Origin of the sequence: Amycolatopsis sp. Hca4, from assembly GCF_013364075.1 — a bacterium.
Classification (GTDB): domain Bacteria; phylum Actinomycetota; class Actinomycetes; order Mycobacteriales; family Pseudonocardiaceae; genus Amycolatopsis.
Genome location: NZ_CP054925.1, coordinates 10,865,274 through 10,890,442, shown reverse-complemented (window position 1 = coordinate 10,890,442; position 25,169 = coordinate 10,865,274). Strand labels below are relative to the sequence as shown.

19 protein-coding genes are annotated in these 25,169 nt (G+C 71.3%); 11 read left to right on the top strand and 8 right to left on the bottom strand.

Going from position 1 to position 25,169, the window contains the following annotated elements; translation table 11 throughout:
* Positions 1-518 precede the first annotated feature (518 nt).
* A complete protein-coding gene (locus HUT10_RS49445; RefSeq protein WP_176177544.1) occupies positions 519-1,703 on the top strand; it encodes a cellulose-binding domain-containing protein in 1,185 nt (394 codons plus the stop codon).
* 178 nt (positions 1,704-1,881) lie between these two features.
* On the opposite strand, the gene HUT10_RS49440 is transcribed toward HUT10_RS49445, so the two are convergent.
* Together HUT10_RS49440 and HUT10_RS49435 are read right to left on the bottom strand one after the other, a co-directional pair.
* Positions 1,882-2,877, bottom strand: coding sequence for an aldo/keto reductase (locus HUT10_RS49440; RefSeq protein ID WP_176177543.1), 996 nt, complete (start codon positions 2,875-2,877; stop codon positions 1,882-1,884).
* A 36-nt stretch (positions 2,878-2,913) separates the two neighbouring features.
* Positions 2,914-4,107 carry an AGE family epimerase/isomerase gene (locus HUT10_RS49435; protein ID WP_176177542.1) on the bottom strand — a complete coding sequence of 398 codons (1,194 nt, stop codon included), beginning with the start codon at positions 4,105-4,107 and terminating at the stop codon, positions 2,914-2,916.
* A 166-nt stretch (positions 4,108-4,273) separates the two neighbouring features.
* Here HUT10_RS49435 and HUT10_RS49430 point away from each other — a divergent pair, with 166 nt between their 5' ends.
* Positions 4,274-5,401 carry a lytic polysaccharide monooxygenase gene (locus tag HUT10_RS49430; RefSeq protein ID WP_254897400.1) on the top strand — a complete coding sequence of 376 codons (1,128 nt, stop codon included), beginning with the start codon at positions 4,274-4,276 and terminating at the stop codon, positions 5,399-5,401.
* Positions 5,402-5,711: 310 nt separating this feature from the next.
* On the opposite strand, the gene HUT10_RS49425 is transcribed toward HUT10_RS49430, so the two are convergent.
* Positions 5,712-6,662 (bottom strand): LacI family DNA-binding transcriptional regulator, encoded by a 951-nt coding sequence (locus tag HUT10_RS49425; protein ID WP_176177541.1) that lies wholly within the window; start codon positions 6,660-6,662, stop codon positions 5,712-5,714.
* A 191-nt stretch (positions 6,663-6,853) separates the two neighbouring features.
* On the opposite strand from HUT10_RS49425, the gene HUT10_RS49420 reads away from it, so the two are divergent.
* On the top strand, positions 6,854-8,125 hold the full coding sequence (locus tag HUT10_RS49420; RefSeq protein WP_176177540.1) for an ABC transporter substrate-binding protein: 1,272 nt from the start codon (positions 6,854-6,856) through the stop codon (positions 8,123-8,125).
* Positions 8,126-8,173: 48 nt separating this feature from the next.
* The gene (locus HUT10_RS49415) at positions 8,174-8,701 is read left to right on the top strand and encodes a GNAT family N-acetyltransferase (protein WP_176177539.1); all 528 of its coding nucleotides are present in this window, start codon (positions 8,174-8,176) and stop codon (positions 8,699-8,701) included.
* 284 nt (positions 8,702-8,985) lie between these two features.
* Here the strand turns inward: HUT10_RS49415 and HUT10_RS49410 are convergent, their stop codons facing one another.
* The 4 genes from HUT10_RS49410 to HUT10_RS49395 form a co-directional block, all read right to left on the bottom strand.
* Positions 8,986-10,812 (bottom strand): glycoside hydrolase family 6 protein, encoded by a 1,827-nt coding sequence (locus HUT10_RS49410; protein ID WP_176177538.1) that lies wholly within the window; start codon positions 10,810-10,812, stop codon positions 8,986-8,988.
* Between the two features lie 35 nt (positions 10,813-10,847).
* Positions 10,848-12,377, bottom strand: coding sequence for a cellulase family glycosylhydrolase (locus HUT10_RS49405; RefSeq protein ID WP_176177537.1), 1,530 nt, complete (start codon positions 12,375-12,377; stop codon positions 10,848-10,850).
* Positions 12,378-12,387: 10 nt separating this feature from the next.
* Positions 12,388-15,306 (bottom strand): glycoside hydrolase family 48 protein, encoded by a 2,919-nt coding sequence (locus HUT10_RS49400; RefSeq protein WP_176177536.1) that lies wholly within the window; start codon positions 15,304-15,306, stop codon positions 12,388-12,390.
* Between the two features lie 446 nt (positions 15,307-15,752).
* Complete coding sequence (locus HUT10_RS49395; RefSeq protein WP_176178423.1) at positions 15,753-16,748, bottom strand: LacI family DNA-binding transcriptional regulator; 996 nt, start codon at positions 16,746-16,748, stop codon at positions 15,753-15,755.
* Between the two features lie 250 nt (positions 16,749-16,998).
* Here HUT10_RS49395 and HUT10_RS49390 point away from each other — a divergent pair, with 250 nt between their 5' ends.
* From HUT10_RS49390 to HUT10_RS49365, 6 genes are all read left to right on the top strand, one after another.
* The gene (locus HUT10_RS49390; protein ID WP_176177535.1) at positions 16,999-18,303 is read left to right on the top strand and encodes an extracellular solute-binding protein; all 1,305 of its coding nucleotides are present in this window, start codon (positions 16,999-17,001) and stop codon (positions 18,301-18,303) included.
* Between the two features lie 4 nt (positions 18,304-18,307).
* Complete coding sequence (locus HUT10_RS49385; protein ID WP_176177534.1) at positions 18,308-19,297, top strand: carbohydrate ABC transporter permease; 990 nt, start codon at positions 18,308-18,310, stop codon at positions 19,295-19,297.
* Positions 19,294-20,151, top strand: coding sequence for a carbohydrate ABC transporter permease (locus tag HUT10_RS49380; protein ID WP_176177533.1), 858 nt, complete (start codon positions 19,294-19,296; stop codon positions 20,149-20,151). The genes HUT10_RS49385 and HUT10_RS49380 overlap by 4 nt, the downstream gene beginning before the upstream one ends.
* Positions 20,152-20,153: 2 nt before the next feature.
* On the top strand, positions 20,154-21,575 hold the full coding sequence (locus tag HUT10_RS49375) for a GH1 family beta-glucosidase (protein ID WP_176177532.1): 1,422 nt from the start codon (positions 20,154-20,156) through the stop codon (positions 21,573-21,575).
* A gap of 261 nt (positions 21,576-21,836) precedes the next feature.
* The gene (locus HUT10_RS49370; RefSeq protein WP_176177531.1) at positions 21,837-23,603 is read left to right on the top strand and encodes an IlvD/Edd family dehydratase; all 1,767 of its coding nucleotides are present in this window, start codon (positions 21,837-21,839) and stop codon (positions 23,601-23,603) included.
* A gap of 65 nt (positions 23,604-23,668) precedes the next feature.
* Positions 23,669-23,974 (top strand): DUF3040 domain-containing protein, encoded by a 306-nt coding sequence (locus tag HUT10_RS49365; RefSeq protein ID WP_176177530.1) that lies wholly within the window; start codon positions 23,669-23,671, stop codon positions 23,972-23,974.
* A 58-nt stretch (positions 23,975-24,032) separates the two neighbouring features.
* On the opposite strand, the gene HUT10_RS49360 is transcribed toward HUT10_RS49365, so the two are convergent.
* Positions 24,033-24,449 (bottom strand): CBS domain-containing protein, encoded by a 417-nt coding sequence (locus tag HUT10_RS49360; protein ID WP_176177529.1) that lies wholly within the window; start codon positions 24,447-24,449, stop codon positions 24,033-24,035.
* A gap of 87 nt (positions 24,450-24,536) precedes the next feature.
* Here HUT10_RS49360 and HUT10_RS49355 point away from each other — a divergent pair, with 87 nt between their 5' ends.
* Positions 24,537-25,169, top strand: coding sequence for a UdgX family uracil-DNA binding protein (locus HUT10_RS49355; RefSeq protein ID WP_176177528.1), 633 nt, complete (start codon positions 24,537-24,539; stop codon positions 25,167-25,169).

The window sequence follows — 25,169 nt, the reverse complement described above, 5'->3', positions numbered from 1 at the left end:
TTTCCGGAGTACGGGAGCACGCTCACGACCCTACCGCAGCGTCACCCAGGGGGCCCAGGTCGTCACGGGGCGGGAACCCCCGCGGTTGGCGAGAGGTTGAGGCCGCAACGAGGATTTCCGGGCTACCGGCCTCGGCGAGCGGCTGAGAGCGCTCCCAATATCGGCTTCCGGAGACCCCTCGTGTGATCTTGTCGCGGATTTCCGGAATCCACCCCAACGGAGGCGTCCGGCCGCGCGCAGCGGTGGCGCAGCGCTACCGCGAGATGTCCGGCCTCCCAACGGCTTCGGCCGTTCAGGAGCGTTCAGTGCCGCCGCCGGGCGTCCCGGCTGCGGAAAACGGACCACCGGATCGGCCGGCGTCCGGGTCGGACTTTACAACCACGACACGCCGGGGTTACCTTTCCGGCGGCTGGAAGCGCTCCCATGCCAGGTCGCCTCGCCAGAACGCGGCCACCAACCAGGGGCGTCGTGGTGCAGGCCACGGCGCCCCTGTCCGCGTCCGGAGGAGGAGCCCATCCATGAACAGGTTCGCCGGCGCCCTCGCCGCGCTCTGCCTCGCCGCGGCGGGCACCACCGCGATCGTCCTGGCCGGGCCGGCCGCCGCCGCGCCCGCGTGCTCGGTCGCCTACCGCGTCAACCAGTGGCAGAGCGGCTACACCGCCGACATCACGGTGACCAACGGCGCCACCGCGGTCTCCTCCTGGACGCTCACCTGGCACTACGGCGGCACCCAGACCGTCACGTCCGCCTGGAACGCCACCGTCCGGCAGACCGGGACCGCCGTCACCGCGCAGAACCTGTCCTACAACGGCGCGGTGCCCGCCGGCGGCACGGTGTCGTTCGGCCTCCAGGGCACTTACAGCGGGACGAACGCCACGCCGACGGACTTCGCGCTCAACGGCGTTTCGTGCGGCGACCCCGCTCCCCCGACCTCGACCACGCCGACGACCACCACCTCCACGACGCCGACGACCACTCCGACCACGCCCACCACGACGACGTCGGGGCCGCCGCCCGCGGGCTGCACGGGTGCGGCGATCTGCGACGACTTCGAGCAGCAGACCGGCAGCACCCCCGGCGGCCGCTGGACCGTCGGCGCGGCCAACTGCCAGGGCACCGGCACGGTCGCCGTCGACACCTCGGTCGCGCACTCCGGCGGCCGGTCGGTCAAGGTCACCGGCCAGGGCGGTTACTGCAACCACGCGTTCCTGGGCACCAGCCTCTCCGGCGTCGGCTCCGGCCCGCTGTTCGGGCGGTTCTGGGTCCGGCACACCACGCCCCTGCCGACCGGGCACGTGGCGTTCATGGCGCTGCGGGACACCGCGGACGGCGGCCGCGACCTGCGGGCCGGCGGCCAGAACCGGGCGCTGCAGTGGAACCGCGAGTCCGACGACGCCACGCTGCCCGCGCAGAGCCCGGCCGGGGTGGCCCAGAGCGTCCCGCTGGCGACCGGCACGTGGTCGTGCTTCGAGTTCGAGGTCGACGGCAGCGCGGGCAGGCTGCGCACTTGGCTCGACTCGGCCGAGGTGGCCGGCCTGGTGGTGGACGGCGTCCCGACCCAGGACATCGACCAGCAGTGGCTGGCCAAGTCCTGGCACCCGGCACTGGCCGACCTCCGCCTGGGCTGGGAGAGCTACGCCGGCGACGCGGACACGCTGTGGTTCGACGACGTGGCAGTGGGCAGCTCGCGCATCGGCTGCTGACCGGCCCTGCGCACGGGGCTGCGTGGCCGGCGCGCGCCCGCTCCGCAGCCCGGCCGGGGTCCTCGGCCACGGGCTGGTGGGCCCGCGCGTTGGCTGCCGACCGGCTCTGCTCATCGAGCCGCCGCGCCGCTCACCGGCGAGCAGCCCGCCGGGCGGAACCCGGCCGCACGCGGATCGGTTACCGGCCGAGGATCCGCTCGATCTCCGCCAGCTCCTCGTCGGCGAACTCCAGGTTCGCCGTGGCCGCGACCGTATTCTCCAGCTGCGCGACACTGCTCGCCCCGATCAGCGCCGACGTGACCCGGCCGCCGCGCAGTACCCAGGCGATGGCCAGCTGGGCCAGCGTCTGCCCGCGCCGCTTGGCGACGTCGTTCAGCGCGCGGACCGTCGCCAGCGTGTCCTCGGTCAGGCGGTCGCTGGTCAGGAACGGGCTGGCGCCCGCCGCGCGGGAGTCGGCCGGTATGCCGTCCAGGTAGCGATCGGTCAGCAGGCCCTGGCTCAGCGGCGAGTACGCGATCGAGCCGACTCCGTGCGTGTCGAGGGTGTCCAGCAGGCCGTCCTCGACCCAGCGGTCCAGCATCGAATACCGCGGCTGGTGGATCAGCAGCGGCGTGCCCAGGTCCTTCAGCGCGGCGAGCGCCGCCTCGGTCTGCTCGGCCGAGTAGTTCGAGATGCCCGCGTACCGCGCCTTTCCCGAGCGCACCGCCGTGTCGAGCGCGCCCATCGTCTCTTCGATCGGCGTTTCGGGGTCCGGGCGGTGCGAGTAGAAGATGTCGAAGTGGTCCAGCCCGGTGCGCGCCAGGCTCTGGTCGAGGCTCGCCAGCAGGTTCTTGCGGGAGCCCCATTCGCCGTACGGGCCGTCCCACATCAGGTAGCCCGCCTTGGACGACACCAGGATCTCGTCGCGGTACGGGCGGAAGTCGGCGGCGAAGTGCCTGCCGAAGTTGGCTTCGGCCGAGCCCGGCGGCGGGCCGTAGTTGTTGGCCAGGTCGAAGTGCGTCACGCCGAGGTCGAACGCCCGGCGCAGCACGGCCCGCTGGACGTCGAGGGGCTTGTCGTCCCCGAAGTTGTGCCACAGGCCGAGCGACACCGCGGGCAGCTTCAGCCCGCTGCGCCCGGCCCGCCGGTAGGGCATGTCCGCGTACCGGTCTTCGGCCGCGACGAAAGGCGACATGGTTCTCCTAGTCGGGAAGGGGACGGCGGACGCAGTCTAGCCGCGCGCGAGGAGGGCGCCGGCGAACGACGCCGCGGGCGCCAGTCCGGGCAGCAGCGTCGCCTGGTAGGCGTGGTACACGTCCGGTTTGCCGGCCCACACGGTCGCGGCGGGCCGGTTTTCCGGGTCGAGTTCGTGGTGCCACGAACCGAGTTCCCGGTCGACGAAGCAGGTTTCGGCGTGCGCGCACCACTCCTCGAAGCGGGCGAGGTACGCCGGGTCGCCGGTCGCCTGGTGCAGCGTCCACGCCGCGGCCATCGCCTCGGTGACCACCCAGTGCAGCCGGGTGCGCACCACCGGCGTCCCGGCGAAGTCGGTCGTGTAGACGAAGCCCGGCCTGCCGTCGACGGCCCAGCCGGTCCGGACGCCCGCGTCGAACAGAGCGGCCGCGTCGGGCACCAGCCACGGCGGCGCCGCGGCCCCGAGCGCGCGTCCGAGGTGGACGGCCAGCCGCGCCCATTCGAAGAGGTGCCCGACGGTCGCGCCGTACGGGCGGAACGGGTGGGCGGGCTCGGCGCGGTTGAACTCCAGCCGGACGTGCCAGCCCGGGTCGTAGTGCTCCGGGAGCAGCCAGCCGTGCGCGCGGGCTTCGCCGTGCACCAGCCGCTCCACAATGGACAGCGCACGCGCCGCCCACACCGGGTCGCCGGTGACGTCGGCGGCGGCCAGGAACGCCTCCACCGTGTGCATGTTGGCGTTCGCGCCGCGGTAGTCCTCCAGCCGCGTCCAGCCGCGGTCCCAGACGTCGGCGACGAGCCCGGCCCCGGGTTCCCAGAACCGGCGTTCGACGGTTTCCAGCGCCTCCTCCAGCAGGGGCCGCGCCCCTTCGGCACCGGCCGCGGCCGCGCTCGCGGCCGCCAGCACGACGAACGCGTGCTCGTAGGCGCGCTTTTCGGCGAGCGCCGTGGAGGCGTACCAGCCGCCGTGCTCGTGGTCCCGCAGCGGGCCGGTGAGCGCCGCGACGCCGTGGGCGACCAGCTCGTGGGTGTCCGCGCCGCCGAGCGAGGCCAGCGCGAAGACGTGCGTCATCCGGCAGGTGATCCAGGTTTCGACGGGCCGGTCGAGCACCGGCCGCCCGGCGTCGTCGAGCCAGGCGAACCCGTCACCGGGGTGCACCGCGCCGCGGGCGAACCCGAGCAGCCGGGCGGGTTCGGCGCGCACCCAGGCGGGAACCGAAGACGGACTGTCCACTCTCTGCCTTTCGCCACGGCCCGCCCGGTCGAGGAGCCCCCGCCAACGTAGGGCAAGGCACCCGCCCCGGCCATCGCGGGCTGTTCCGGAAGTGACCGCCGCCGCGTATCCTGACCTTGGAAGCGCTCCCAGTCTTCGACGCACGCAACCCAATGAAGGGACTGACGTGACCAGGAGACGAAGTACCATCCTCGCCGCCGTCACCGTGCTGCTGGCGAGCCTGACCGCCATCCTGCTGAACACCGGCACGGCCGAGGCGCACGGTGCCATGATGAAACCGGGCAGCCGGACCTTCCTGTGCTGGCAGGACGGCCTCAGCTCGACCGGCGAGATCAAGCCGCAGAACCCGGCCTGCGCGGCCGCGGTCGCCGTCAGCGGCGCCAACTCGCTGTACAACTGGTTCGGCGTGCTGCGCTCGGATGGCGCCGGGCGCACGCGGGGGTTCATCCCCGACGGCAAGCTGTGCTCGGGCGGGAACCCGAACTACGCGGGCTTCGACGGGGTCGGCAACTGGCCGCTGACCCACCTCACCGCCGGCGCCCAGTTCGACTTCTCGTACAACGCGTGGGCCGCCCACCCGGGCTGGTTCTACACGTACGTGACCAAAGACGGCTGGAACCCGAACCAGCCGCTCACCTGGGACTCGCTGGAGGACCAGCCTTTCCTGACGATCGACCACCCGCCGGTGACCGGCCAGGTGGGCACGGTGGACGGCCAGTACAAGTGGAGCGGCGCGCTGCCGTCGAACAAGTCGGGCAGGCACATCATCTACTCGGTGTGGAAGCGCTCGGACAGCTCGGAAACCTTCTACGGCTGTTCGGACGTCACCTTCGACGGCGGGCACGGCGAGGTCACCGGCGTGAAGGACCCGGGCACCGGCACGACGACCACACCGACGACCCCGACCACCCCGACGACACCCACCACGCCCACGACGCCGACCACGCCGACGACGCCCACCACGCCGACGACCACGACGACGATGCCGTCGGGTTCGTGCATGGCGATGTGGGAGATCACCAACACCTGGAGCGGCGGCTACCAGGCGACGGTGACGGTGATGAACCACAGCACGACGGCGTACACGAGCTGGCAGGTGGGCTGGACGCTGCCCGCCGGCCAGACGGTCGCCAGCGTGTGGAACGGCACGCTGAGCCAGTCCGGCTCGGCGGTCACGGTCCGCAACGCCGACTGGAACGGCCGCGTGGCGGCCGACGGGACGACCAGCTTCGGCCTGGTCGTGAACACGACGGGAGGCAGCGCGGCACCGTCGCCGACGTGCCAGGGCCGCTGAAGGGTCCTGATCGGACGGTCCGGGAGGGACGCTTCGGGGGTGGTTCCCCGAAGCGGCCCTCTTGCCGCGGCCGGGGGCAGGCCCCGCGACAGCGGGGCGGTCAAGCCCGCTCCGACCGTGACCCTCGTGTGCTCGCCGCAGCCGTACTCCCCGCACGAGCGGCCCCAGCCCGAGCCGGCCCCGCGACAGCGGGGCGGTCAACCACCGTCCGACCGTGACCCTCGTGTGCTCGCCGCAGCCGTACTCCCCGCATGAGCAGTCCCAGCCGGAGCCCGCCCCGCGACAGCGGGCGGCCGACCCCGCCCGGCACTCACGTGGTCGCCGGACCCGTGCTGCCGCGCGTGATCAGTTTCGGCCGGGACGTGTACACGTCCCCGGTCCGCTCCCCCGCCAGCACGTCCTGCAGCACCGAAGCCGCCAGTGCGCCCAGTTCGGCCAGGGGACGGCGGATCGCCGTCAGCGCCGGGCGGACCAGGCGGCACAGCGGGGTGTCGTCCCACGACACCACCGACACGTCCTTCGGCACCGCCAAGCCGAGTTCGCGCGCGGCCGCCAGGGCCGCCACCGCGAGGTCGTCGGTGTCGCACAGCAGCGCCGTCGGGCGGGGGCGCGCCGCCAGCAGCCTGCGGACCGCGTCGGCCGAGGGCTCCGGGTGGACCGTGCCCGGGTTCGGCAGGCCGGTCGCCGCGGTGGTGAACGCCCTCCGGCGGGCCGCCGGGTCGGCGAACACGGCCACGCCGGCGACGCGGACCACGTGCCGGTGCCCCAGCGCCGCGAGGTAGGCCAGCGCTTCGGCCGCGCCGGTGACGTCGTCCACCAGCACCGACGGCACGCCCGGCACCCCGCCCGGGCCGCCGAGCACCACCGCGGGCAGGCCGATCCGCACCAGTTCGGCCGCGCAGCCCGGATCGGTGAGCAGCACACCGTCGACCCGGCGCTCGGCCCGCCAGCGGCGGTAGATGGCCAGCGCGGCCTCGCGGCCCGGCGCGACCTGCAGCAGCAACTCGCCCTCGAACCCGTCGAGCAGGGCCGGGACGAACGCCTCCAGTGACCGGTCGAGCACCAGCCCGAGCGCCCCGGACCGGCCGCCGGACAGCGCCCGCGCGGTGCTGCTCGGCGCCCACCCGAGCTCGCGGGCGATCTCGGTGATCCGCCGCCGGGTCGCCTCGGAGACGCCGGGCCTGCCGTTGAGGGCGTAGGACACCGCGCCCTTGGAGACGCCGGCCTCCCTGGCGATGTCGGTGATCGTGGGACGCTTCACCGCGTCCTCCCTTCGCACGAGTACGCGCACCGGAAGCCCGGGCACCACTGGTCAGGGCGCCGGTCCGTGTCCGCGCGGACACCCGCCGTCGCGCACCTTGACACCCGCCGCACCGGGAAACGAGACTCGCCCCGGGAGCGCTCCCAGCCAACGAGGGCCGGGCGCGTGCCGTGGATGGGGAGTGCGCGAGCATGAGGCAGTTCCGGAGACCGGCGGCGTTCGCCGCCACCGTCGTCCTGCTCTTCCTGATCGGGGGGTGCGGCCCCGGCACGCCGGAGCGGATCACGCTCACGGTGGCCACCTTCGGGCAGTTCGGCTACGACGACCTGCTCCCGGGCTACGAGTTCACCCACCCCGGGCTCACCATCCGCCAGGTCAAGACCGAGGCGGGCGGGCCGTACCACCAGGACCTGCTGGCCAAGCTGCAGAAGAACGAGCCGCTGGCCGACGTCCAGGCCGTCGAGGAAGGCCACCTCGCCGACGTGCTCGCCCACGCCGACGAGTTCGCCGACCTGGGCGAGATCGGGCCGGCCGACGTGAAACCCGGCCGGTGGCTGGAGTGGAAGTACGAGGCGGGCCGCAGCAAGGACGGCAAGCTCGTCGGCTACGGCACGGACATCGGCCCGCTGGCCATGTGCTACCGCAAGGACCTGCTCGAAGGCGCCGGGCTGCCGACCGACCCCGGCTCGGTGAAGACGATGTTCGCCAGCTGGGACAGCTACTTCAAGGCCGGCGAGAAGTACGTCAAGCGCTCGCACGGCAAGCCGTGGTTCGACTCCGCCGCGCAGGTCTTCAACGCCAAGGTCAACCAGCTGCCGGTCGGCTACCTCGACCGCGACAACCACCCCACGCTGGAGACGAACACCGCGCTGCGGGACGCCTGGAACCAGGTCACGACCGCGGTGAAGCAGGGGCAGTCGGCCGGGCTCACCGCCTTCGAGGACGACGGCAACAACGGCCTGCGCACCGGCGCGTTCGCGACGAAGGTCTGTCCTTCGTGGATGCTCGGCGTCATCGAACAGCAGGCCGGGGTCGGCAACGCGGGCAAGTGGGCGCTCACCGACACCTTCCCGGACGGCGGCGGCAACTGGGGCGGTTCCTTCCTCACCGTGCCCGCCTCGAGCCCGCACCAGAAGGAGGCGGCCGCGCTCGCCGCCTGGCTGACCGCGCCCGAGCAGCAGCTGCACGCGTTCCGGGTCAGCGGGAACTTCCCCAGCCAGGTCGAGGCCCTCGACTCGCCGGACCTGCTCAGCGAGATGAACGGCTACTTCGGAGGCGCGCTGAGCGGCCAGGTGTTCGTCGCGCAGGCCCGCAAGGTCGGGAAACCGCAGTACAAGGGGCCCGGCGACGGCAAGATCCAGGAGACGGTGATCGCGCCGGGGCTCAGGGCGGTCGAGCAGGGCGCCGACCCGGCCGCCGTCTGGCAGCAGGTGCTGGTCGGGGTGCACCAGCTCGTCCCCTGACCGCGAACCCGTTCGCCGCGGGCGGGCGGAGCGGGCAGGGTGGGCAGCATGCTCACTCCCCTGCCCCCGCCCTGGCAGCACCACACGATCCGGCACCCCGGCCCGGAGGACCACCTCGCGGTGCTGGCCGTCCTCGACGAGTGGTGGGGCGGCCTCGGCGGCGAGGCGGGCTCTCGGCAGCGGGCGCTGCTGCTGCCGAAGCTGATGTTCCAGCACTTCACCCACGGCAGCTTCCTGGTGACGGCGGACGACCGGGTCGTCGCGTTCCTGATCGGGTTCCTCTCGCCGTCGCGGCCGGCCGAGAGCTACATCCACTTCGTCGGCGTCGAGCCCGCCGAACGCGGCCGTGGCCTGGGCGCGGCGCTGTACGAGCGCTTCTTCGCCTACAGCGCCGAGCACGGTCGCTCGGTGGTGCGGGCGATCACTTCGCCGGAGAACAAGGGTTCGCACGCGTTCCACACCCGGATGGGGTTCGTCACCGAACCAGGGCCGAAGGAGTTCGAAGGCCGGCCGGTCCAGCCCGACTACGACGGGCCGGGCCTGGACCGGCTGAGTTTCCGCAAGGACCTCGGCTGAGGCCGCAGGCGGGGCCACGTGCGGGACCCGGCCCGGGGTCTTCTCCGTGAAGACGCACCGGGCCGGGTCCCGTCGTCCCGCCCCGCGCCGGTCAGGCGGCGCGGGGCGGGACCGCGGCGAGCCGGGCCCGGCGGGACGGGCCGCGGCTGCCGCCGTGGTGGAGGCCGGGCCGGGCGGCGGCTGCGCGGCACCGCCCGGCCCGGGGTCTCAACGAGCCCCGCTCCGGTCCGGCCGCCCCTCGGCTGCGTTCCGCAGCCGGGAGACAGCCGGCGTCCGGAGGAGCCTCACGACACCGGCGGGTAGGCGTTCTGGACCAGTTCCTCGAACTGGGCTTCGAACCACTTGCCCGACAGCGGGGCGTTCGGCAGCGCGCCGGTCAGGTTGCCGCCGTTGGCCTGCTGGGTGCCGTGGAAGGTCGGGTCGCACATCGGGTCCGCGCCCTTGCCTTCGTCGTTCGGGATCTGCTGGCTCGCGCCGTCGGACTCACCCGGCGGCTTGATCCAGACGTAGGCGTCGAAGTGCGCCTGGGGCGCCACCGTCGGCCGGACGCCCAGGCCCGCTCCGCTCTGGTTGCACCAGTTGCCGCGGTGCAGCCGCCGGTCGATCCGGCCCGAGTTCACGTAGGCGTCCACAGTGGAGCCCGACGCCCCGCTGGGCCGGGCGGACCCGCCCCAGCCGTTGCGCGAGGTGTCGACCAGCATGCCGATGCCGCTGGGCAGGCCGGCCGCGACGAACGCGTTGTACATCGCGGTGGCGAACGGGACCTCCGCGAAGTACGGGTTCCACTGGTAGAACGTCGCCGACTTCAGCTGCTGCCCGCCGACGGTGAGGCTCGGGTCGGGCAGGTTCGGCTCGGTCAGCGGCGTGTAGTTGGCCGTGGCGCTGATGAAGCCGTCGATGCTGTTCACGCCGGCCGTGGTGCCCTGCAGGGTCTGCTTGACCAGGTTGACGAACGGCTGGAAGTTGCTGTCCCAGCCCAGCCAGGCCGAGTGCGCGATGTCCAGGTAGTTGTAGACGTTGGAGATCGCGTGCAGCTTGTTCAGCGCGTACTGGATGCCCTGCGTGTACACCCCGCTGGACTGCGCTTCCGCGCACGCCGCCATCGAGGTGTTCGTGATCAGGTTCGGCAGCGAGTCCGGCTCGACGATCGCCACGACCCGCAGCGGCGCGTACTTCGCGTCGGACAGGATCGACGCGATCGGGTCGATGTACTCGCTCTTGTACCGGGCCAGGCCGTTCTGGGAGGCCTTCAGCTCACCGTTGGACGCCAGCGCCGCGCAGTCGCGGTTCGGCAGGTCGTAGACGACGATCTGGATGGTCACCGGCGTGCCGCCGCTCGCCTGGGCCAGCGCCGCGTCCAGGTGCCCGCGCAGGCCCCGGGAGTCCGCCGTGCCGGCGATCGCGGCGATCCGGTCCAGCCACACCGCGGTGGAGGTGTTGGCCACCTTGGCCATCTGGGCGCCGAGCGTGCCGCCCTTCGCCGCGGCCGCCGCGCTCACCTCCGCCGACCAGTCCGGGTTCACGTACCCCTTGGCCCCGGCGTACGGATTGTCCACATGGGTCCCGGGCTGCGGCGTCGTGGTGACCGTCGTCGGGGTGGTGGGCGTGGTGGTCGGTGTCGTCGGGGTGGTCGGCGTCGTGGGGGTCGTCGTCGGCGTGGTCGGCGTCGTGGTCGTCGGCGTGCCGTCGCAGTGGGCGCCGTTGAGCGAGAACGACGTCGGGATGGCGTTCGTGCCCGAGTACGAGCCGTTGAAGCCGAAGCTGGCCGTCGCGTTCGTGCCCAGGTTCCCGCCCCACGACGGGTTCTTCGCGCTCACGTGCTTGCCGCTCTGGCTGAACGTGGCGCTCCAGCCCTGCTGCACCTGCTGGTTGCCGCCGAAGTCCCATTCGACGTTCCAGGAGGAAACCGCGTCGCCCAGGTTGGTCACGGCGATGTTCGCGGTGAAGCCGGTGTCCCACTGGTTGACCGTGTAGGTGACCTTGCAGCCGGTGGCGGCGCCCGCCGGACTGCCCCCGGCCACCAGCAATCCGGCGGTCATCGCCGCCGCCGTCACCGAGGAGGCCACGGCGAACCGTGACTTCCTCTTCGCGGACCAGAATTCACTCTTCATCGAGTGCGCTCCTTTTGGTTGTTCGGTGGGGTGGGTCAGGTGGTGCAGGCGGTCGCGCCGACGGCGAAGCCGCCCGGCGTGCCGGTCGAGGGGCCGGTCGCCTGGACGCCGATCGCCACCGAGGCACCGCCGGCGAGGTCGGGCGCCCAGGTGGGGGCCTTCGCCGTCGCCTGCTGCCCGGACTGCGTGACGGTCGCGTTCCAGCCGCCGGTGATCTGCGTCCCGGACGGGACGGTCCAGCCGAGCGCCCAGTTCTTCAGCGCCGGGCTGCCGGTGTTCTTCAGCGTCACGGTGGCCGTGAAGCCGCCCTGCCAGGTGTTGTCGACGTGGTAGGTGACCGCGCAGCTCGCCGCGGGCGGCGGGTCGGTCGTGCCGCCGCCCGAGCCCACCGGCGGGATCAGGTACGGCTGCAGGATCGCCTGCTTGGTCTGGTTGACCGTGGTCCAGTCGTCGTTGAGGATGCCGCCGGTGTCGCCCGAGTTCGGGTTCCACGACCAGTAGGTGAAGCTCATCCCGGACGTGCCGGTGCCGGCGTACTTCATCAGCTCCTGCAGCCAGACCTTGTCGCGCGGGTCGGCGAGCGTCGAGCCGAACTCGCCGAGCAGCACCGGCGCGATGTTCTGCTTCTGCAGGTAGCCGAAGAAGTGGTCCCACAGCGCGGGCAGGTTCGCCGGGAACGCCGGGTCGGAGAACCACTTCTGGGCGAACACCGACGTCGCGTACTCGTGCGCGGAGTACACCAGCTTGTCCGGCTTGGACAGCCGCACCGGGAACTGCTTCGCCCCGGAGAGGTTGCCACCCCACCAGCCGCACTCCGGATCGCCGGTGCCGGCGACGCAATCGACGCCTTCGACCACGATCAGCCAGTCCGGGTTCGCCGCGAGCACCGCGTTGCCTGCCCGTTCGGCGGCGAGCCGCCAGTCGGTCGCGGTGTCGCCGCAGCCCCAGCACGCGCCCCCGCCACCCTGGATCGAGTGCGGTTCGTTGTGCAGGTCCGCGCCGATCACCGTGGGGTTGCCCTGGTAGTGCTGGGCCAGCATCGTCCAGTCGGAGATCCACCGGCTTTCCGAGTAGGCGCCGGTGTACCAGAGCGGGGACTGCGCGCCGGAGTCCGGCCGGTGCCGGTCCAGGAGCACGCGCATGCCCTTGGTGCCGGCGTAGGCGACGATCTTGTCGAGCACCTGCAGGCCGGACAGGCCCTGCAGGTCCGGGTTCGCCACCTGGTCGATGCTGACCGGTGCGGACCCGGCGTCGAACAGCTGGTTCGAGTACGGCAGCCGCAGCGTGTTGTACCCGAGCCCGGCCATCTGGTCGAGCATGTCCCGGTAGTTGCGGCTCCACAGCCCGTGCGGCGAGTAGTTGGCCGTCTCCGCACCGAACCAGTTGATCCCGGTCATCCGGACCGGCGCACCGGTCGAGTCGAACAGCCGGGATCCGGACGCGTGCCAGAACCCGGTGCCGGTCCCGGCCGCGGCCGTGCTTTCGGGGGCCGCGGTGGCCGGGGACGCCGTGAGAACGGCGCCCCCGACCAGTGCGGCGACCACCAGCGAGAGCAGTCGCTTCATCAAGTGCCTCTCAGCCGAACAGGGCGACGTGCGCGGCGAACGCCGTGGCGATCTCCGACTGCGCCCAGAACCGGTGGTAGGTGAACGTCGGCGCGGCCCCGCCGTCCAGGTAGGCCTGGACCTTCGGCCATTGCGGGTCGTTCTTGTAGAACGACCGGATGGACAGGAACGTGGAGCTGGAGTTGATCGCGTCGCCGTTCGGCATGGTGCCGGTCCAGCCGGAGGGCACGTACAGCCCCTGGTCGGTGGTGGCGTTGTACTTGTCGTCGAACCGGTCGTAGTCCGACCGGGTCTCCGGCACCGCGATGCCCTTGGTGTCGGTGTTCGCCGACAGGGCGTTCAGCAGCTGCTCCCCGACCGTCTTGGCCTGGGCGTTGCTCGACCCGGACGCGTAGTAGAGCAGCGTCTTGGCGAGCGAGGCCGCGACCCCGACGTCCTGGCTGTAGTTCTTCACCGCGACGTGCAGGCCGGTGTTCGCACCCGGGCTGGTGGCGTTCCAGGTGTCCGGCGCGCCGCTCCAGGTCAGGTCGGACGGGATCTGGAAGCTGCCACCCGCCCCGACCGTGGTGTTCGCGATCGCCCAGGGCACCCACTTGTCGAGGATCTTCTTGGCCCGCGGGTCGTTGGTCGCCTGGTAGTACTCGGCGATCCGTTCCATGCCCCACGTCTGGAAGCCGAACCACTGGTTGCTCGGCGGGTCGTGCCAGACCGGCTGCCAGTCGTAGTACATCCCGTAGAACGTCGGCGTGCCCGCGGGCGGGGTGCCGTACTGGCCGTCCCAGCTGTTGGTCGCGCCGCCGGCGAGGCCGCCTTCGGACGACTGCAGCCACTGCAGGAACTCCATCTGCCGGTTCAGGCTGGTCGCCCAGTCGGTGGCACCGGTCGACGAAGTGACCTTCAGGCCCGCATCGGCGGACAACGCGTACGCGGCCAGCGGGTTCTGGTACCCCTGGTGCGCCGCACCGTCGCCGATCCGCCACGCCCAGGAGCTGGCCGTGTCGGCCGAGCCGCCCCACGCGTAGTACCACGAAATCAGGTAGTGCTCGCTCTCCTTGCCGGTGCCGGCCGGGCAGCTCGAGGCGCCGACGCAGTTGCCGATCTTCTTGTAGTACTTGTCGAACAGCGAGTACCGCAGGTAGTCGCCCATCTTCGAGGCCTTCTTCAGCACGGCCGCGACATCGGCGCTCTTGCCCTGGGCCTGTGCCCACTTCTCGGCCTGGAAGGCCACCTGCACGACCCGGGCGTCCGCGTCGGGGGCGTCGGTGTACTTCCACTGCTTGGCGTAGGAGGAGTCCCCGGTGAACAGGTCGAGGTACCCGTTCTTGCCGCCGAACTTCAGCAGGTCGCAGCTGGGCTGGGTGACCGTCTCCCACACCGATTCCTGCGAGCCGCGCTGGAAGGTGTTGATGAACGCCGGCGCGGTGTTGGTGCCGTCCTCGCAGTGGCCGAACTTGTAGATGTTGTCCACGTCGAGCAGCCAGTGCATGCCGTAGACGTCCGGCGAGCCGTAGGCCGCCTTCAGCTCCGCCGCGATCGGGTCGGCCCCGACCGAGACGTTGGACTGCAGCTGCGACGGGTAGTTCTTCGGGCTCGGGTACTCCGCGGCGTAGGTGGCCGGCTTGCTGGCGTTGTAGCCGGAGTTGCCCGGCTGGTCGGCCGCCGACGGGATCGCGTACGTCTCGATCGACGTCCACGCCTGGTTGAACGGGGCCCAGTCACCGGTCACCCGGCCGTAGGACGCCTCCAGCCAGAGGTAGTAGCTGAACGCCTCCGACGTCGTTTCGTGGCCGTGGTCCGGCGCCTCGACGATCAGCGTCTCGATCGAGTGGTAGGGCACCAGGATGTTGCCGAACTTGCGGAAGTACCCGTTGTTCGGGTCCTTGATTTTGTTGTACTGCGTGAGGAACGCGAGCTGGTAGTCCGAAGTGGACGACGAGATCTCTTTGACCGTCACGGTGGCCGCGGTGTAGCCGCTGCTGCTCGCGGTGAAGGTCGCGCTGCCCAGGTCGCCGCCGTTGTCGGCGCTGGCGACCGTGACGTTCTGCGGCACGTTCCAGTTCGACGCCGTGAACGTCAGGCTCGCCGGGGACGCGGTGAGGTCCGTGCTCCCGGCCGTGCGCGCGACGGCGACGGTGACCGGCGCGGACGGGGCGCCGGCGAGGGAGACGGCGAACGTCGTCGTGCCGCCCTGCTTGACCTGCGCGGTCGCCGGGGTGGCCACGATCGTCGGCCCGGAGAGCACCTTCACGCTGACCGGGCTGGAGGTCGTGCTCGCGCCCTTGTTGTCGTAGGCCTTCGCGGTGATCGAATAGGTGCCGGCCGGGACGTTGCCCCAGCTGCCCTCGAACGGCGCGGCCGTGTCGGTGGCCAGCAGCGTGTCACCGGCGTAGAACTCGACCTTGCTCACCGTGCCGTCGCTGTCGGCGGCCGTCGCGGCCAGCGGGATCGTCGCCGGGGCGTAGTAGGTGCCGGTCGAGGACGGCGCGGTCAGGGTGACCGTCGGCGCCTTGTTGGCGCCGGTGCACGCGGTGCCGTTGACCGAGAAGTCCGTCGGCGGCCGGTTGGCCGAGCCCTTGGAGCCGTTGAACCCGAACGACGTGCTGGCCCCGGTGCCCAGGTGGCCGTTGTAGGACAGGTTCGTCGCGGTCACCGCGGCGCCGGACTGGGCGAAGGTGGCGCTCCAGCCCTGCTGGACCTTCTGGCCGTCCAGGAACGTCCAGCCGACCTTCCAGCTGTCGAACGGAGCTCCGTCGTTGCGCAGCGAGACGTTGGCGGTGAACCCGGTGTCCCAGTCGTTGGTGGTGTAGGTGACGGAACAGGCGATGTCGGCGCCGAGCGCCGGTGGTGGGGCGACCACCGCGCCCGTGACCGCCAGCACGGCCGAGGCCAGTGCCAGCGCACGGGCGCGCTTTCGAGGAGAGGAACGCATGGCTGCGGAACTCCTTTGTCCGTAGGGAGCCAGCGATCTGGGAGCGCTTCCAGGCGCAGACGGTAGCCAGCCGGAAACCTGGATGTAAAGAATCGAGTCAGAAGGACACCGCGACCGCGGATGTCACACTTGCGCGCCCGGCGAGCGCCGGACAACTGAACGCTCCTGAACAGCCGCACCCTTAAGGTGCGCCATCACCCGTTCAGCCCAGCAAATCGGTCACCTAAAGTACCGAGAAAACGCCGTTTACCGCCAAAGGCGTGCATCTCGGGCCGGAACGTTCCCACCCATCGAGTCATGGCGGCGTGTCGTCCATTCCGGTACGCGTGTCGTCCACCCATGGACAAGTGTCGTCCGGTGCGGCACGACGGCCGCCCGGACGCAGCCGGACGACACGCGTGCCCCGACGGACGACACGCGCATCCGGGTGGACGACACGGGCGGGGTCAGCTCGAGGCGCGGACCGCCAGGGAGACCGGGAGGATGTGCTGCCGCGGCTTCAGGTTCTGGTCGTCGAGCAGCTGCATCAGGGTTTCCACCATCGCGTGGACCTGCTCGCGGGGGTCCTGGTGAACCGACGTCAGCGGCGGGTCCATGGCCGGGGCCAAGGTGGCGTTGTCGTCGAAGCTGACCACCGCGACGTCGTCGGGGATGCGCCGGCCGGTCGCGCCGAGCGTGCGGAACGCCCCCACCGCCATCATGTCGCTCGCGACGAACACCGCGTCGAGGTCGGGGTGCCTGCTCAGCAGGGCCGACATCGCGTTCGCGCCGCCCGAAAGGGTGAAGTCGGCCTCTTCGGCCAGGTCGGCGGGGTCGAGCCCGGCGTCGAGGAGGGTCTTGCGCCAGCCGGCGAGCCGGTCGATCGGGGCGCTCTGGTCCTGCGGCCCCGCGATCGTGGCGATCCGCCGCCGCCCGGCCGCGACCAGGTGCTGGACGGCCAGGCGGGCGCCGCCCTCGTTGTCGAAGTCGACGACGTGCACGCCCCGGCGGATGCCGGCCGCCTGGCCGCCGAACACCACCGGGATGCGCAGCAGCCGCAGCGCCTTGGGCAGCGGGTCGGCCCGGTGCGGCGCGAACACCAGCGCGCCGTCGACGTGGCCGCCCTCGAGGAACCGGACCGTGCGGCTCAGGTCTTCGCGGATGTCGCTGAAGATCAGCACCATCTGGCGGCCGACGTCGGCCAGCTCGCGGTAGCCGGCCCGCATGACGGCGGCGCGGTACGGGTCGTCGAGCAGCCGTGACTCCGGCTCCGACAGCACCACCGCGACCGCGCCGGTGCGGCGCGTGACCAGCGAGCGGGCCGCCTGGTTCGGCGAATAGCCCAGGTCGCGGGCCGCGGCGAGGACCTTCTCCCGCGCCGCCGCGCTGACGTAGGCGTCGTCGTTCAACGCCCGCGACGCCGTCGACCGCGAAACGCCGGCGAACGCCGCGACGTCCTCCAGTGTCGGCCGTTCTTCATCGCCTGCTCGAGGCCCCACGGCACCGCCCTCGCTCACCCTCTGCAACTCTGACCGTCTCAGCTTAACGTTCACGCCCCCGCGCGTCCGGGAGCGCTCCTCGCAGGAAACGCTCCGGTTACAACCCCTTGACACGGGTGAACACCCCCAGCAGACTCTGCCACACCTGGGAGCGCTCCCAGATCGGCTCCCAGCAGTGAGAGCGCTCATTCCCGTCAACAAGGTGGTTGGACACGTGAGAACGATCCGGAACAGCCTGGTCCTGGCACTGGGCATCACGATGACGGCGCTCGGCGCCACGGCCTGCAACGGAGGCGGTGGTGACCAGCAGACCCCGGCCGCGGCGGCTCCCAACGAGCACGTCGACCTGACGCTGGCCACCTTCACCGAGTTCGGCTACGAGGCCCTCATCCCGGAGTACGAGCGGCTGCACCCCAACATCAAGATCACCCACCGCAAGACCGGTCAGGGCGGCCCCTACCACCAGGAGCTCACCACCAAGCTGGCCGCCGGCTCGGGCCTCGCCGATGTCACGGCGCTGGAAGAGGGCCACCTGTCGGACTTCCTCGACAAGGGGTCGAAGTTCAACGACCTGAGCAAGATCGGGCCTGCCGACGCCTCCCCCGACCGCTGGCTCGGCTGGAAGTACGACGCCGCCAAGACCAAGGACGGCAAGGTCATCGGCTACGGCACCGACATCGGGCCGCTCGCGATGTGCTACCGCAAGGACATGTTCAAGAACGCCGGCCTGCCGGACGACCCCGAAGCCGTCAAGCCGCTGTTCGCCACCTGGGACAGCTACTTCCAGGCCGGCGCGGACTACTCGAAGAAGACCGGCAAGGCCTGGTTCGACTCGGCCGCGCAGAACTTCAACGCCATGGTCAACCAGCTGCCCGAGGGCTACATCAACACCGACGACAAGCTGGCCGTCGAGACCAACCAGGGCATCAAGGACGCCTGGACCAAGGTGACCGACGCGGTCGCCAAGGGCGAGTCCGCCAAGCTCACCGCGTTCAGCCCCGAGTGGAACACCGGCTTCAAGCAGGGCGCGTTCGCCACGAAGGTGTGCCCGTCCTGGATGCTCGGCGTGATCAAGGAGCAGGCGGGCCCGGAGAACGCGAACAAGTGGGCCGTCACCGCGGCCTTCCCGGGCGGCGGCGGCAACTGGGGTGGCTCGTACCTGACCGTGCCGACCCAGTCGAAGCACCCGAAGGAAGCCGCCGAGCTGGCCGCGTGGCTGACCGCGCCGGAGCAGCAGATCAAGGCGTTCCAGGCGAAGGGCAACTTCCCCAGCCAGGTCAAGGCGCTGACCGACCCGGCCCTGCTCAGCCAGACCGACGCCTACTTCGGCGGCGCCAAGATCGGTGAGCTGTTCGCCGAGCAGGCCAAGAAGGTCCAGAAGCCGCAGTACAAGGGCCCCGGCGACGGCCAGATCCAGGAAAACGCCTCGAGCCCGGCCCTGCAGGCGGTCGAGCAGGGCAAGTCGGCCGCGGACGGCTGGAACCAGATGGTCGAGTCCGCGAAGAAGATCACGCGCTGAGCTGATGACCGTCATCGACAAGGTCGCGCCAGAAGGGAGTAAGGCCGGGGAGCGGGTGTCTCCCCGGCCCACCTTCCGTCACCGGTTGAGCCGGTGGGACGTCAAGGTGTCGCCGTACCTCTACGTCGCACCGTTCTTCATCGTGTTCGGGATCGTCGGCCTGTTCCCGCTGCTCTACACCGCTTACGTTTCGCTGTTCAAGTGGAAGGCCGGGGGTGACGACCCGGACTTCATCGGCCTCGACAATTACAAGGACCTGTTCGCCGACTCGCAGTTCTGGAACGCGCTGGTCAACACGATCAGCATCTTCCTGCTCTCCAGCGTTCCGCAGCTGATCATCGCGGTGATGCTGGCCGCGCTGCTCGGTGCCCGGCTGCGCGGTGCGACCGGCTGGCGGGTCGGCATCCTGCTCCCGTACGCGGCCAGCCTCGTCTCGATCGGGATCATCTTCGCCAACCTGTTCGGCTCGAAGTACGGGCTGATCAACGGCGTGCTGCAGACCCTCGGGCTGGACCCGATCGACTGGCAGGCCAACCGGTTCGCCAGCCACGTGGCCATCGCGATCATGGTGAACTGGCGCTGGACCGGCTACAACGCCTTGATCGTGCTGGCGGCCATGCAGGCCATCCCGAAGGAGCTCCACGAGGCGGCGCTGATCGACGGCGCGGGCCTGTGGCGCCGGTTCTTCAACGTCACGCTGCCCCTGCTGAAGCCGACGCTGATCTTCGTCACCATCACCTCGACGATCGGCGGCCTGCAGATCTTCACCGAACCCAAGCTGTTCGACGCCATGCCGGGGTCGAACAACGGCGGTTCGACCAACCAGTTCCAGACCGTGACGCTGTACCTGTACCAGATGGCGTTCGAGAACTCGAGCCTCGGCTACGCCTCGGCGATCGCCTGGGTGCTGTTCCTCGTCATCGTGCTCATCGCGCTGGTGAACTTCTTCCTCACCGGCCGGCTCGCGCGTACTCCGGCGGTGAAGAAGAAATGACAACCCTCCAGACCGGGCTGCGCAAGAGCGTCGCCACGCTCGGCAGGCCGCGCAAGGCGACCTACGTCGTGCTGGCGATCTTCGTGCTCGGCTCGCTGTTCCCGTTCTACTGGTCGTTCCTGGTGGCCAGCCGCGACAACGGGGTGCTCACCGAGCGCATCCCGCCGTTCCTGCCCGGCGGGAACTTCTTCGCGAACGCCCAGCGCGTGTTCGACAGCGTGCCGTTCTGGAAGGCGCTGGCCAACAGCGTCATCGTCTCCGGGACGGTCACGCTGACCACGGTGCTGTTCTCGTCGCTGGCCGGGTTCGCCTTCGCCAAGCTGCGGTTCCGCGGGAAGAACGGGCTGTTCGTGTTCATCGTCGTCACGCTCGCCGTGCCGACCCAGCTCGGCATCATCCCGCTGTTCATCGCGATGTCGGAGCTGGGCTGGGCCGGGCACCTCGAGGCGGTGATCGTGCCCAACCTGGTCACCGCGTTCGGGGTGTTCTGGATGCGTCAGTACACAGTGGACGCTCTGCCGTACGAGCTCATCGAGGCCGCGCGCGTCGACGGCTGCAGCATGATCCGGATCTTCTGGAACGTCTGCATGCCCGCGGTGCGCCCGGCCGCGGCGATCCTCGCGATGTTCACGTTCATGATGTCGTGGAACGACTTCCTGTGGCCGCTCGTCGTGCTGGACGCCGGCAACCCCACCGTCCAGGTGGCCCTGGAGAAGCTGCAGAGCGGCTACTACGTCGATTACTCGCTCGTCCTGGCCGGCACGACTCTGGCCACCATCCCCATCCTCATCGTCTTCGTCCTCCTCGGCCGCCAGATCGTGGCCGGGATCATGCAAGGTGCCGTGAAAGGGTGAACATGTCCGTACATCCCGACAGCGTTCGGGCCGAGAACGTCCGGGCAGAGACCGCGTTGATGTTCCCGCCCGGCTTCGTCTGGGGCGCCGCCACCGCGGCCTTCCAGGTGGAAGGGGCCACGACGGCCGACGGGCGCACCGACTCGGTCTGGGACGCCTTCGCCCGCCGCCCGGGTGCGGTCCGGGGCGGCGACAACGGCGAACCGGCGGCCGACCACTACCGGCGGTACTCCGAAGACGTCGGGCTGATGCGCCGGCTCAACCTCGGGGCCTACCGGTTCTCGCTGGCCTGGCCGCGGGTGCGGCCGGACGGCGGCGAGGCGAACACCGCCGGGCTGGCCTTCTACGACCGCCTGGTCGACTGCCTGCTCGAGTCCGGGATCCAGCCGTGGGCGACGCTCTACCACTGGGACCTGCCGCAGACGCTGGAGGAGCAGGGCGGCTGGGCGAACCGGGACACCGCCTACCGGTTCGCCGAGTACGCCGAGACCGTGCTGGAGCGGCTGGGCGACCGCGTCGCCAGCTGGTCGACGCTCAACGAGCCGTGGTGCGCGGCGATGCTCGGCTACGCGGGCGGCATCCACGCGCCCGGCCGCACCGACCACCCGGCGGCCGTCGCCGCCACGCACCACCTGCTGCTGGGCCACGGCCTGGCGATGGACATCATCCGGCGGCACGCCCCGGGCACCCAGGCCGGCATCACGCTGAACCTGTACCCGGTCGCGCCGCACGACCCGGCGAACGTCGCCGACGTCGCGGCGGCCCGGCGGATCGACGGCCTGCAGAACCGGCTGTTCCTCGACCCGGTGCTGCGCGGCGGCTACCCGGACGACCTGGTCGCCGACCTCGAGCCGTTCGGCCTCGGCGAGGTGGTCCGCGACGAGGACGCGGCGGTCATCGCCGCGCACGTCGACTGGCTGGGCGTGAACTACTACCGCGACTACCGCGTCGCGGGCCGCCCGGTGCCGGGCAGCGAGCCGGCGGGCCCGGAGTGGGTGGGCGCCGCCGACGTGCACTTCGTCCCGGACCCGGCGGCCCCTCGCACCGACTCGGGCTGGGAGGTCCAGCCGGCCGGGCTGACCGAGTCCCTCCTGCAGGTGCACCGCGGCTACCGCTCGGTACCGCTGTACATCACGGAGAACGGAGCGGCCTACCCCGACGTGGTCTCCGACGGCGGCGACATCGTCGACACCGACCGCGTCGCGTTCCTCGACTCCCACCTGCGGGCCGCGCACGACGCGATCCAGGCGGGCGTCGACCTGCGCGGGTACTTCTACTGGTCGCTGCTGGACAACTTCGAGTGGGCCGAGGGCTACGCGAAGCGGTTCGGCCTGGTCCACGTGGACTACGCGACGCAGCGGCGGACACCCAAGCAGAGTGCCCACTGGTACTCCCGGGTGATCGGCCTCAACGGCCTGGGCTGACCGCGAACCGTGGAGGCCACCGGCGCGGGTGGCCTCCACGGACGCGAGTACGTGCATTCCGCGAACCGCGCCGCGGCCTCGGCTGCTCGTGGCAAGCACCAGGTTCTCGGCGGCGGCCCGGGCGCCGGCCTTCGCGGCCGACGCGGTCCTCGCTGCGCCGGCCGCGACCCGTCGCGGCCGAGGACCTCCGGCCCGGACAAGTCCCGCACCGCAGCCCGCGAGTACGTGCATTCCGCGAACCGCGCCGCCAGACTGGCCGGTATGGGACTGCGCAGCGAAGCTTGGTTCGACAACCCCGCCGACCCCGGGATGACCGCGCTCTACCTCGAGCGGTACATGAACTGGGGCGTCACCCGGGAGGAGCTGCAGTCCGGCAAGCCGATCATCGGGATCGCGCAGACCGGCTCCGACCTCACCCCCTGCAACCGCCACCACCTGCAGCTGGCGCACCGGACGCGCGAAGGCATCCGCGAGGCGGGCGGGATCGCCATCGAGTTCCCGGTGCACCCCATCCAGGAGACCGGCAAGCGCCCGACCGCGGCCCTCGACCGGAACCTCGCCTACCTCGGCCTGGTCGAGACGCTCTACGGCTACCCCATCGACGGCGTCGTGCTCACCACCGGCTGCGACAAGACCACCCCGGCGTGCCTGATGGCCGCCGCGACCGTGGACATCCCGGCCATCGTGCTCTCCGGGGGCCCGATGCTCAACGGCTGGTTCAAGGGCGAGCGCACCGGCTCGGGCACCATCATCTGGAAGGCGCGGGAGCTGCTCGCCGCCGGCGAGATCGACGACGCCGGGTTCATGGAGCTCGTCGCGTCCTCGGCGCCCTCCCCCGGGCACTGCAACACGATGGGCACGGCCTCGACGATGAACGCGCTCGCCGAAGCCCTCGGGATGAGCCTGCCCGGCTGCGCCGCCATCCCCGCGCCGCACCGCGACCGGGCGCGGATGGCCTACCGGAGCGGGCTGCGGATCGTCGAGCTGGTCCGCGAAGACCTCAAGCCGTCGGACATCCTGACGCGTGAGGCGTTCGAGAACGCCATCGTCGTGAGCTCCGCGATCGGCGGCTCGACCAACGCCCCGATCCACCTCGGCGCGATCGCCCGGCACGTCGGCGTGGACCTGCCGCTCGAGGACTGGCAGCGGCTCGGGCACGCCGTCCCGCTGCTGGTCGACCTGCAGCCCGCGGGCAAGTACCTCGGCGAGGAGTTCCACCGCGCCGGCGGCGTCCCGGCCGTGGTGCACGAGCTGATGCGGCACGGGCTGATCCACGAGGACGCGCCGACCGTCAACGGCCGCTCCCTCGGCGAGAACTGCCGCGACGCCGAAGCCGGCGACCGGGACGTCATCCGGACCTTCGACACCGCCCTCACCCCGGATGCCGGCTTCCTCGTGCTGAAGGGCAACCTGTTCGACGCGGCGATCATGAAGTCCAGCGTGATCTCGCCGGAGTTCCGGCGGCGGTACCTGGCCGGGGGCGTCTACGAAGGCACCGCGGTCGTGTTCGACGGTCCCGAGGACTACCACGCGCGCATCGACGACCCGGATCTCGGCGTCGACGAGCACACGCTGCTGGTGATGCGCGGCACCGGCCCGCTCGGCTACCCGGGCTCGGCGGAGGTGGTCAACATGCGGCCGCCCGCGGCGCTGATCAAGCGGGGCGTGCACGAGCTGCCGTGCCTCGGCGACGGCCGCCAGTCGGGCACCTCCGGCTCGCCGTCGATCCTCAACGCCTCCCCCGAAGCCGCGGCCGGTGGCGGGCTCGCCGTGCTGCGGACCGGGGACCGGGTCCGGATCGACCTCGACGCCGGCACCGCGGACGTGCTGATCCCCGACGACGAACTCGCGCGACGCCACCGGGAGCTGGCCGAGGCGGGCGGCTACCCGGTGCCGGAATCGCAGACGCCGTGGCAGGAGATCCAGCGGTCGATGGTCGACCAGCTGTGCGACGGCATGGTGCTGCGCCCGGCCGTGGCCTACCAGCGGATCGCCGCGACCAAGGGCATCCCCCGCGACAACCACTGACTTTCCCGCTTCGGAAGCCGGGAAACCGGGTATCCAGTCCGATAGCCGAGGCGAGGAGGCCCCCCATGCTCCCGGACCGTGAACGCCACGTCCTGCGCGAGATCGAGGCGGAGCTGCAGGCGAGCGATCCCGCGTTCGCCGCCGCCTTCAGCGGCCGCAAGCTGCGCTCGCTCCGGCGGTGGCCCCTGCTGCTGGTGCTGTGCGACATCACCGCGGTGGTGATGCTCGTCGTCGGCCTCTTCGCCCGCGACGCCGAACTGGTGCTCTGGGGCACAGTGAGCGCGGGCGCGCTGGTGGCCTGGCACATCGCCCACGCCGAGTCGGCGCGGGAGTCCACTGAGGACATTGCGCCGACGGCGGACCAAGCCTGACACACACGAAACGGCCGCCCGTGTCGCCACGGGCGGCCGTTCGGTGTGCGGGGCGGGATCAGTCGTAGGAAAGGGCCTCGACCAGCTCGCCGGTGCTGGGGTTCGACAGCGCCCTGGCCACGTCGGCCTGGGCGACGATCCCGACCAGCTCGTGCCCGTCGATCACCGGCAGCCGGCGGACCCGGTGCTCGGACATCGTGCGCAGGATCTCCTGCGCGTCGTCGTCCGCGCCGATCGTCACGACCTCGCCCTGGGCGAGCTCGCCGACGTGCAGGGCGCGCGGGTCCTTGCCTTCGGCCAGCACCTTCACCACGATGTCGCGGTCGGTGATCATGCCCTTGAGCCGGTTGTCCTCGCCGCAGATCGGCAGGGCGCCGACGTCCTTTTGCGCCATCGTGACCGCGGCGTCGTGCACGGTGTCGGACTCGCGGGCGCAGGTCGCGTCCGGAGTCATGATGTCGCGTGCGGTGGTCATCCTGAACTCCTTCCTTCCGGTCCGTTGCCCTCCGGCTACCCCGGCCGGGCGGGTTTACCCCGTACCGGAGGGGGAATTTCCCGCCACATGCCGGATTCCCGCGGTGCCGAGCCGCCGGACACCACCGATCTCGACCGGTTGCGGTCGGCGGCGTCCGGCTGCCAGGGCTGTCACCTCTTCCAGGACGCCACCCAGACCGTCTTCGGCGAAGGCCCGGCCGGGGCGCGGGTCCTCGTCGTCGGCGAGCAGCCGGGCGACAAGGAGGACCTGGCGGGCGAGCCGTTCGTCGGACCCGCCGGGAAGCTGCTGGACCGTGCCTTCGAAGAAGCGGGCTTCGATCGGGGATCGCTGTACGTCACCAACGCGGTCAAGCACTTCAAGTTCAAGCGCGACGAGCGCGGCAAGCGCCGGATCCACCAGAAGCCGGACCGGACCGAGGTGGTCGCCTGCCGCCCGTGGCTGCTGGCCGAGCTGCGCGCGGTGCGCCCGGAGCTGGTGCTGCTGCTGGGCGCGACGGCCGCGCAGTCGTTGCTGGGCCCGAAGTTCCGGCTCACCGCCCACCGCGGCGAGCCGGTGGAGCCGCCGGAGGACCTGGCCGGCCTGGTGCCCTCGGCCGTGGCGACGGTCCACCCGTCGGCGGTGCTCCGGGCACCGGACCGCGAAGACGCCTACGCGGGCTTCGTCGCCGATCTGCGGGCCGCGGCGAAACTGCTGCGGTAA

Coding starts and splice junctions, on each gene's coding strand:
- HUT10_RS49365 (WP_176177530.1), top strand. CDS start 23,669: ATGCTCCCGGACCGTGAACGCCACGTCCTGCGCGAGATCGAGGCGGAG.
- HUT10_RS49445 (WP_176177544.1), top strand. CDS start 519: ATGAACAGGTTCGCCGGCGCCCTCGCCGCGCTCTGCCTCGCCGCGGCG.
- HUT10_RS49440 (WP_176177543.1), bottom strand. CDS start 2,877: ATGTCGCCTTTCGTCGCGGCCGAAGACCGGTACGCGGACATGCCCTAC.
- HUT10_RS49355 (WP_176177528.1), top strand. CDS start 24,537: ATGCCGGATTCCCGCGGTGCCGAGCCGCCGGACACCACCGATCTCGAC.
- HUT10_RS49360 (WP_176177529.1), bottom strand. CDS start 24,449: ATGACCACCGCACGCGACATCATGACTCCGGACGCGACCTGCGCCCGC.
- HUT10_RS49405 (WP_176177537.1), bottom strand. CDS start 12,377: ATGAAGCGACTGCTCTCGCTGGTGGTCGCCGCACTGGTCGGGGGCGCC.
- HUT10_RS49410 (WP_176177538.1), bottom strand. CDS start 10,812: ATGAAGAGTGAATTCTGGTCCGCGAAGAGGAAGTCACGGTTCGCCGTG.
- HUT10_RS49380 (WP_176177533.1), top strand. CDS start 19,294: ATGACAACCCTCCAGACCGGGCTGCGCAAGAGCGTCGCCACGCTCGGC.
- HUT10_RS49400 (WP_176177536.1), bottom strand. CDS start 15,306: ATGCGTTCCTCTCCTCGAAAGCGCGCCCGTGCGCTGGCACTGGCCTCG.
- HUT10_RS49375 (WP_176177532.1), top strand. CDS start 20,154: ATGTCCGTACATCCCGACAGCGTTCGGGCCGAGAACGTCCGGGCAGAG.
- HUT10_RS49385 (WP_176177534.1), top strand. CDS start 18,308: ATGACCGTCATCGACAAGGTCGCGCCAGAAGGGAGTAAGGCCGGGGAG.
- HUT10_RS49420 (WP_176177540.1), top strand. CDS start 6,854: ATGAGGCAGTTCCGGAGACCGGCGGCGTTCGCCGCCACCGTCGTCCTG.
- HUT10_RS49415 (WP_176177539.1), top strand. CDS start 8,174: ATGCTCACTCCCCTGCCCCCGCCCTGGCAGCACCACACGATCCGGCAC.
- HUT10_RS49370 (WP_176177531.1), top strand. CDS start 21,837: ATGGGACTGCGCAGCGAAGCTTGGTTCGACAACCCCGCCGACCCCGGG.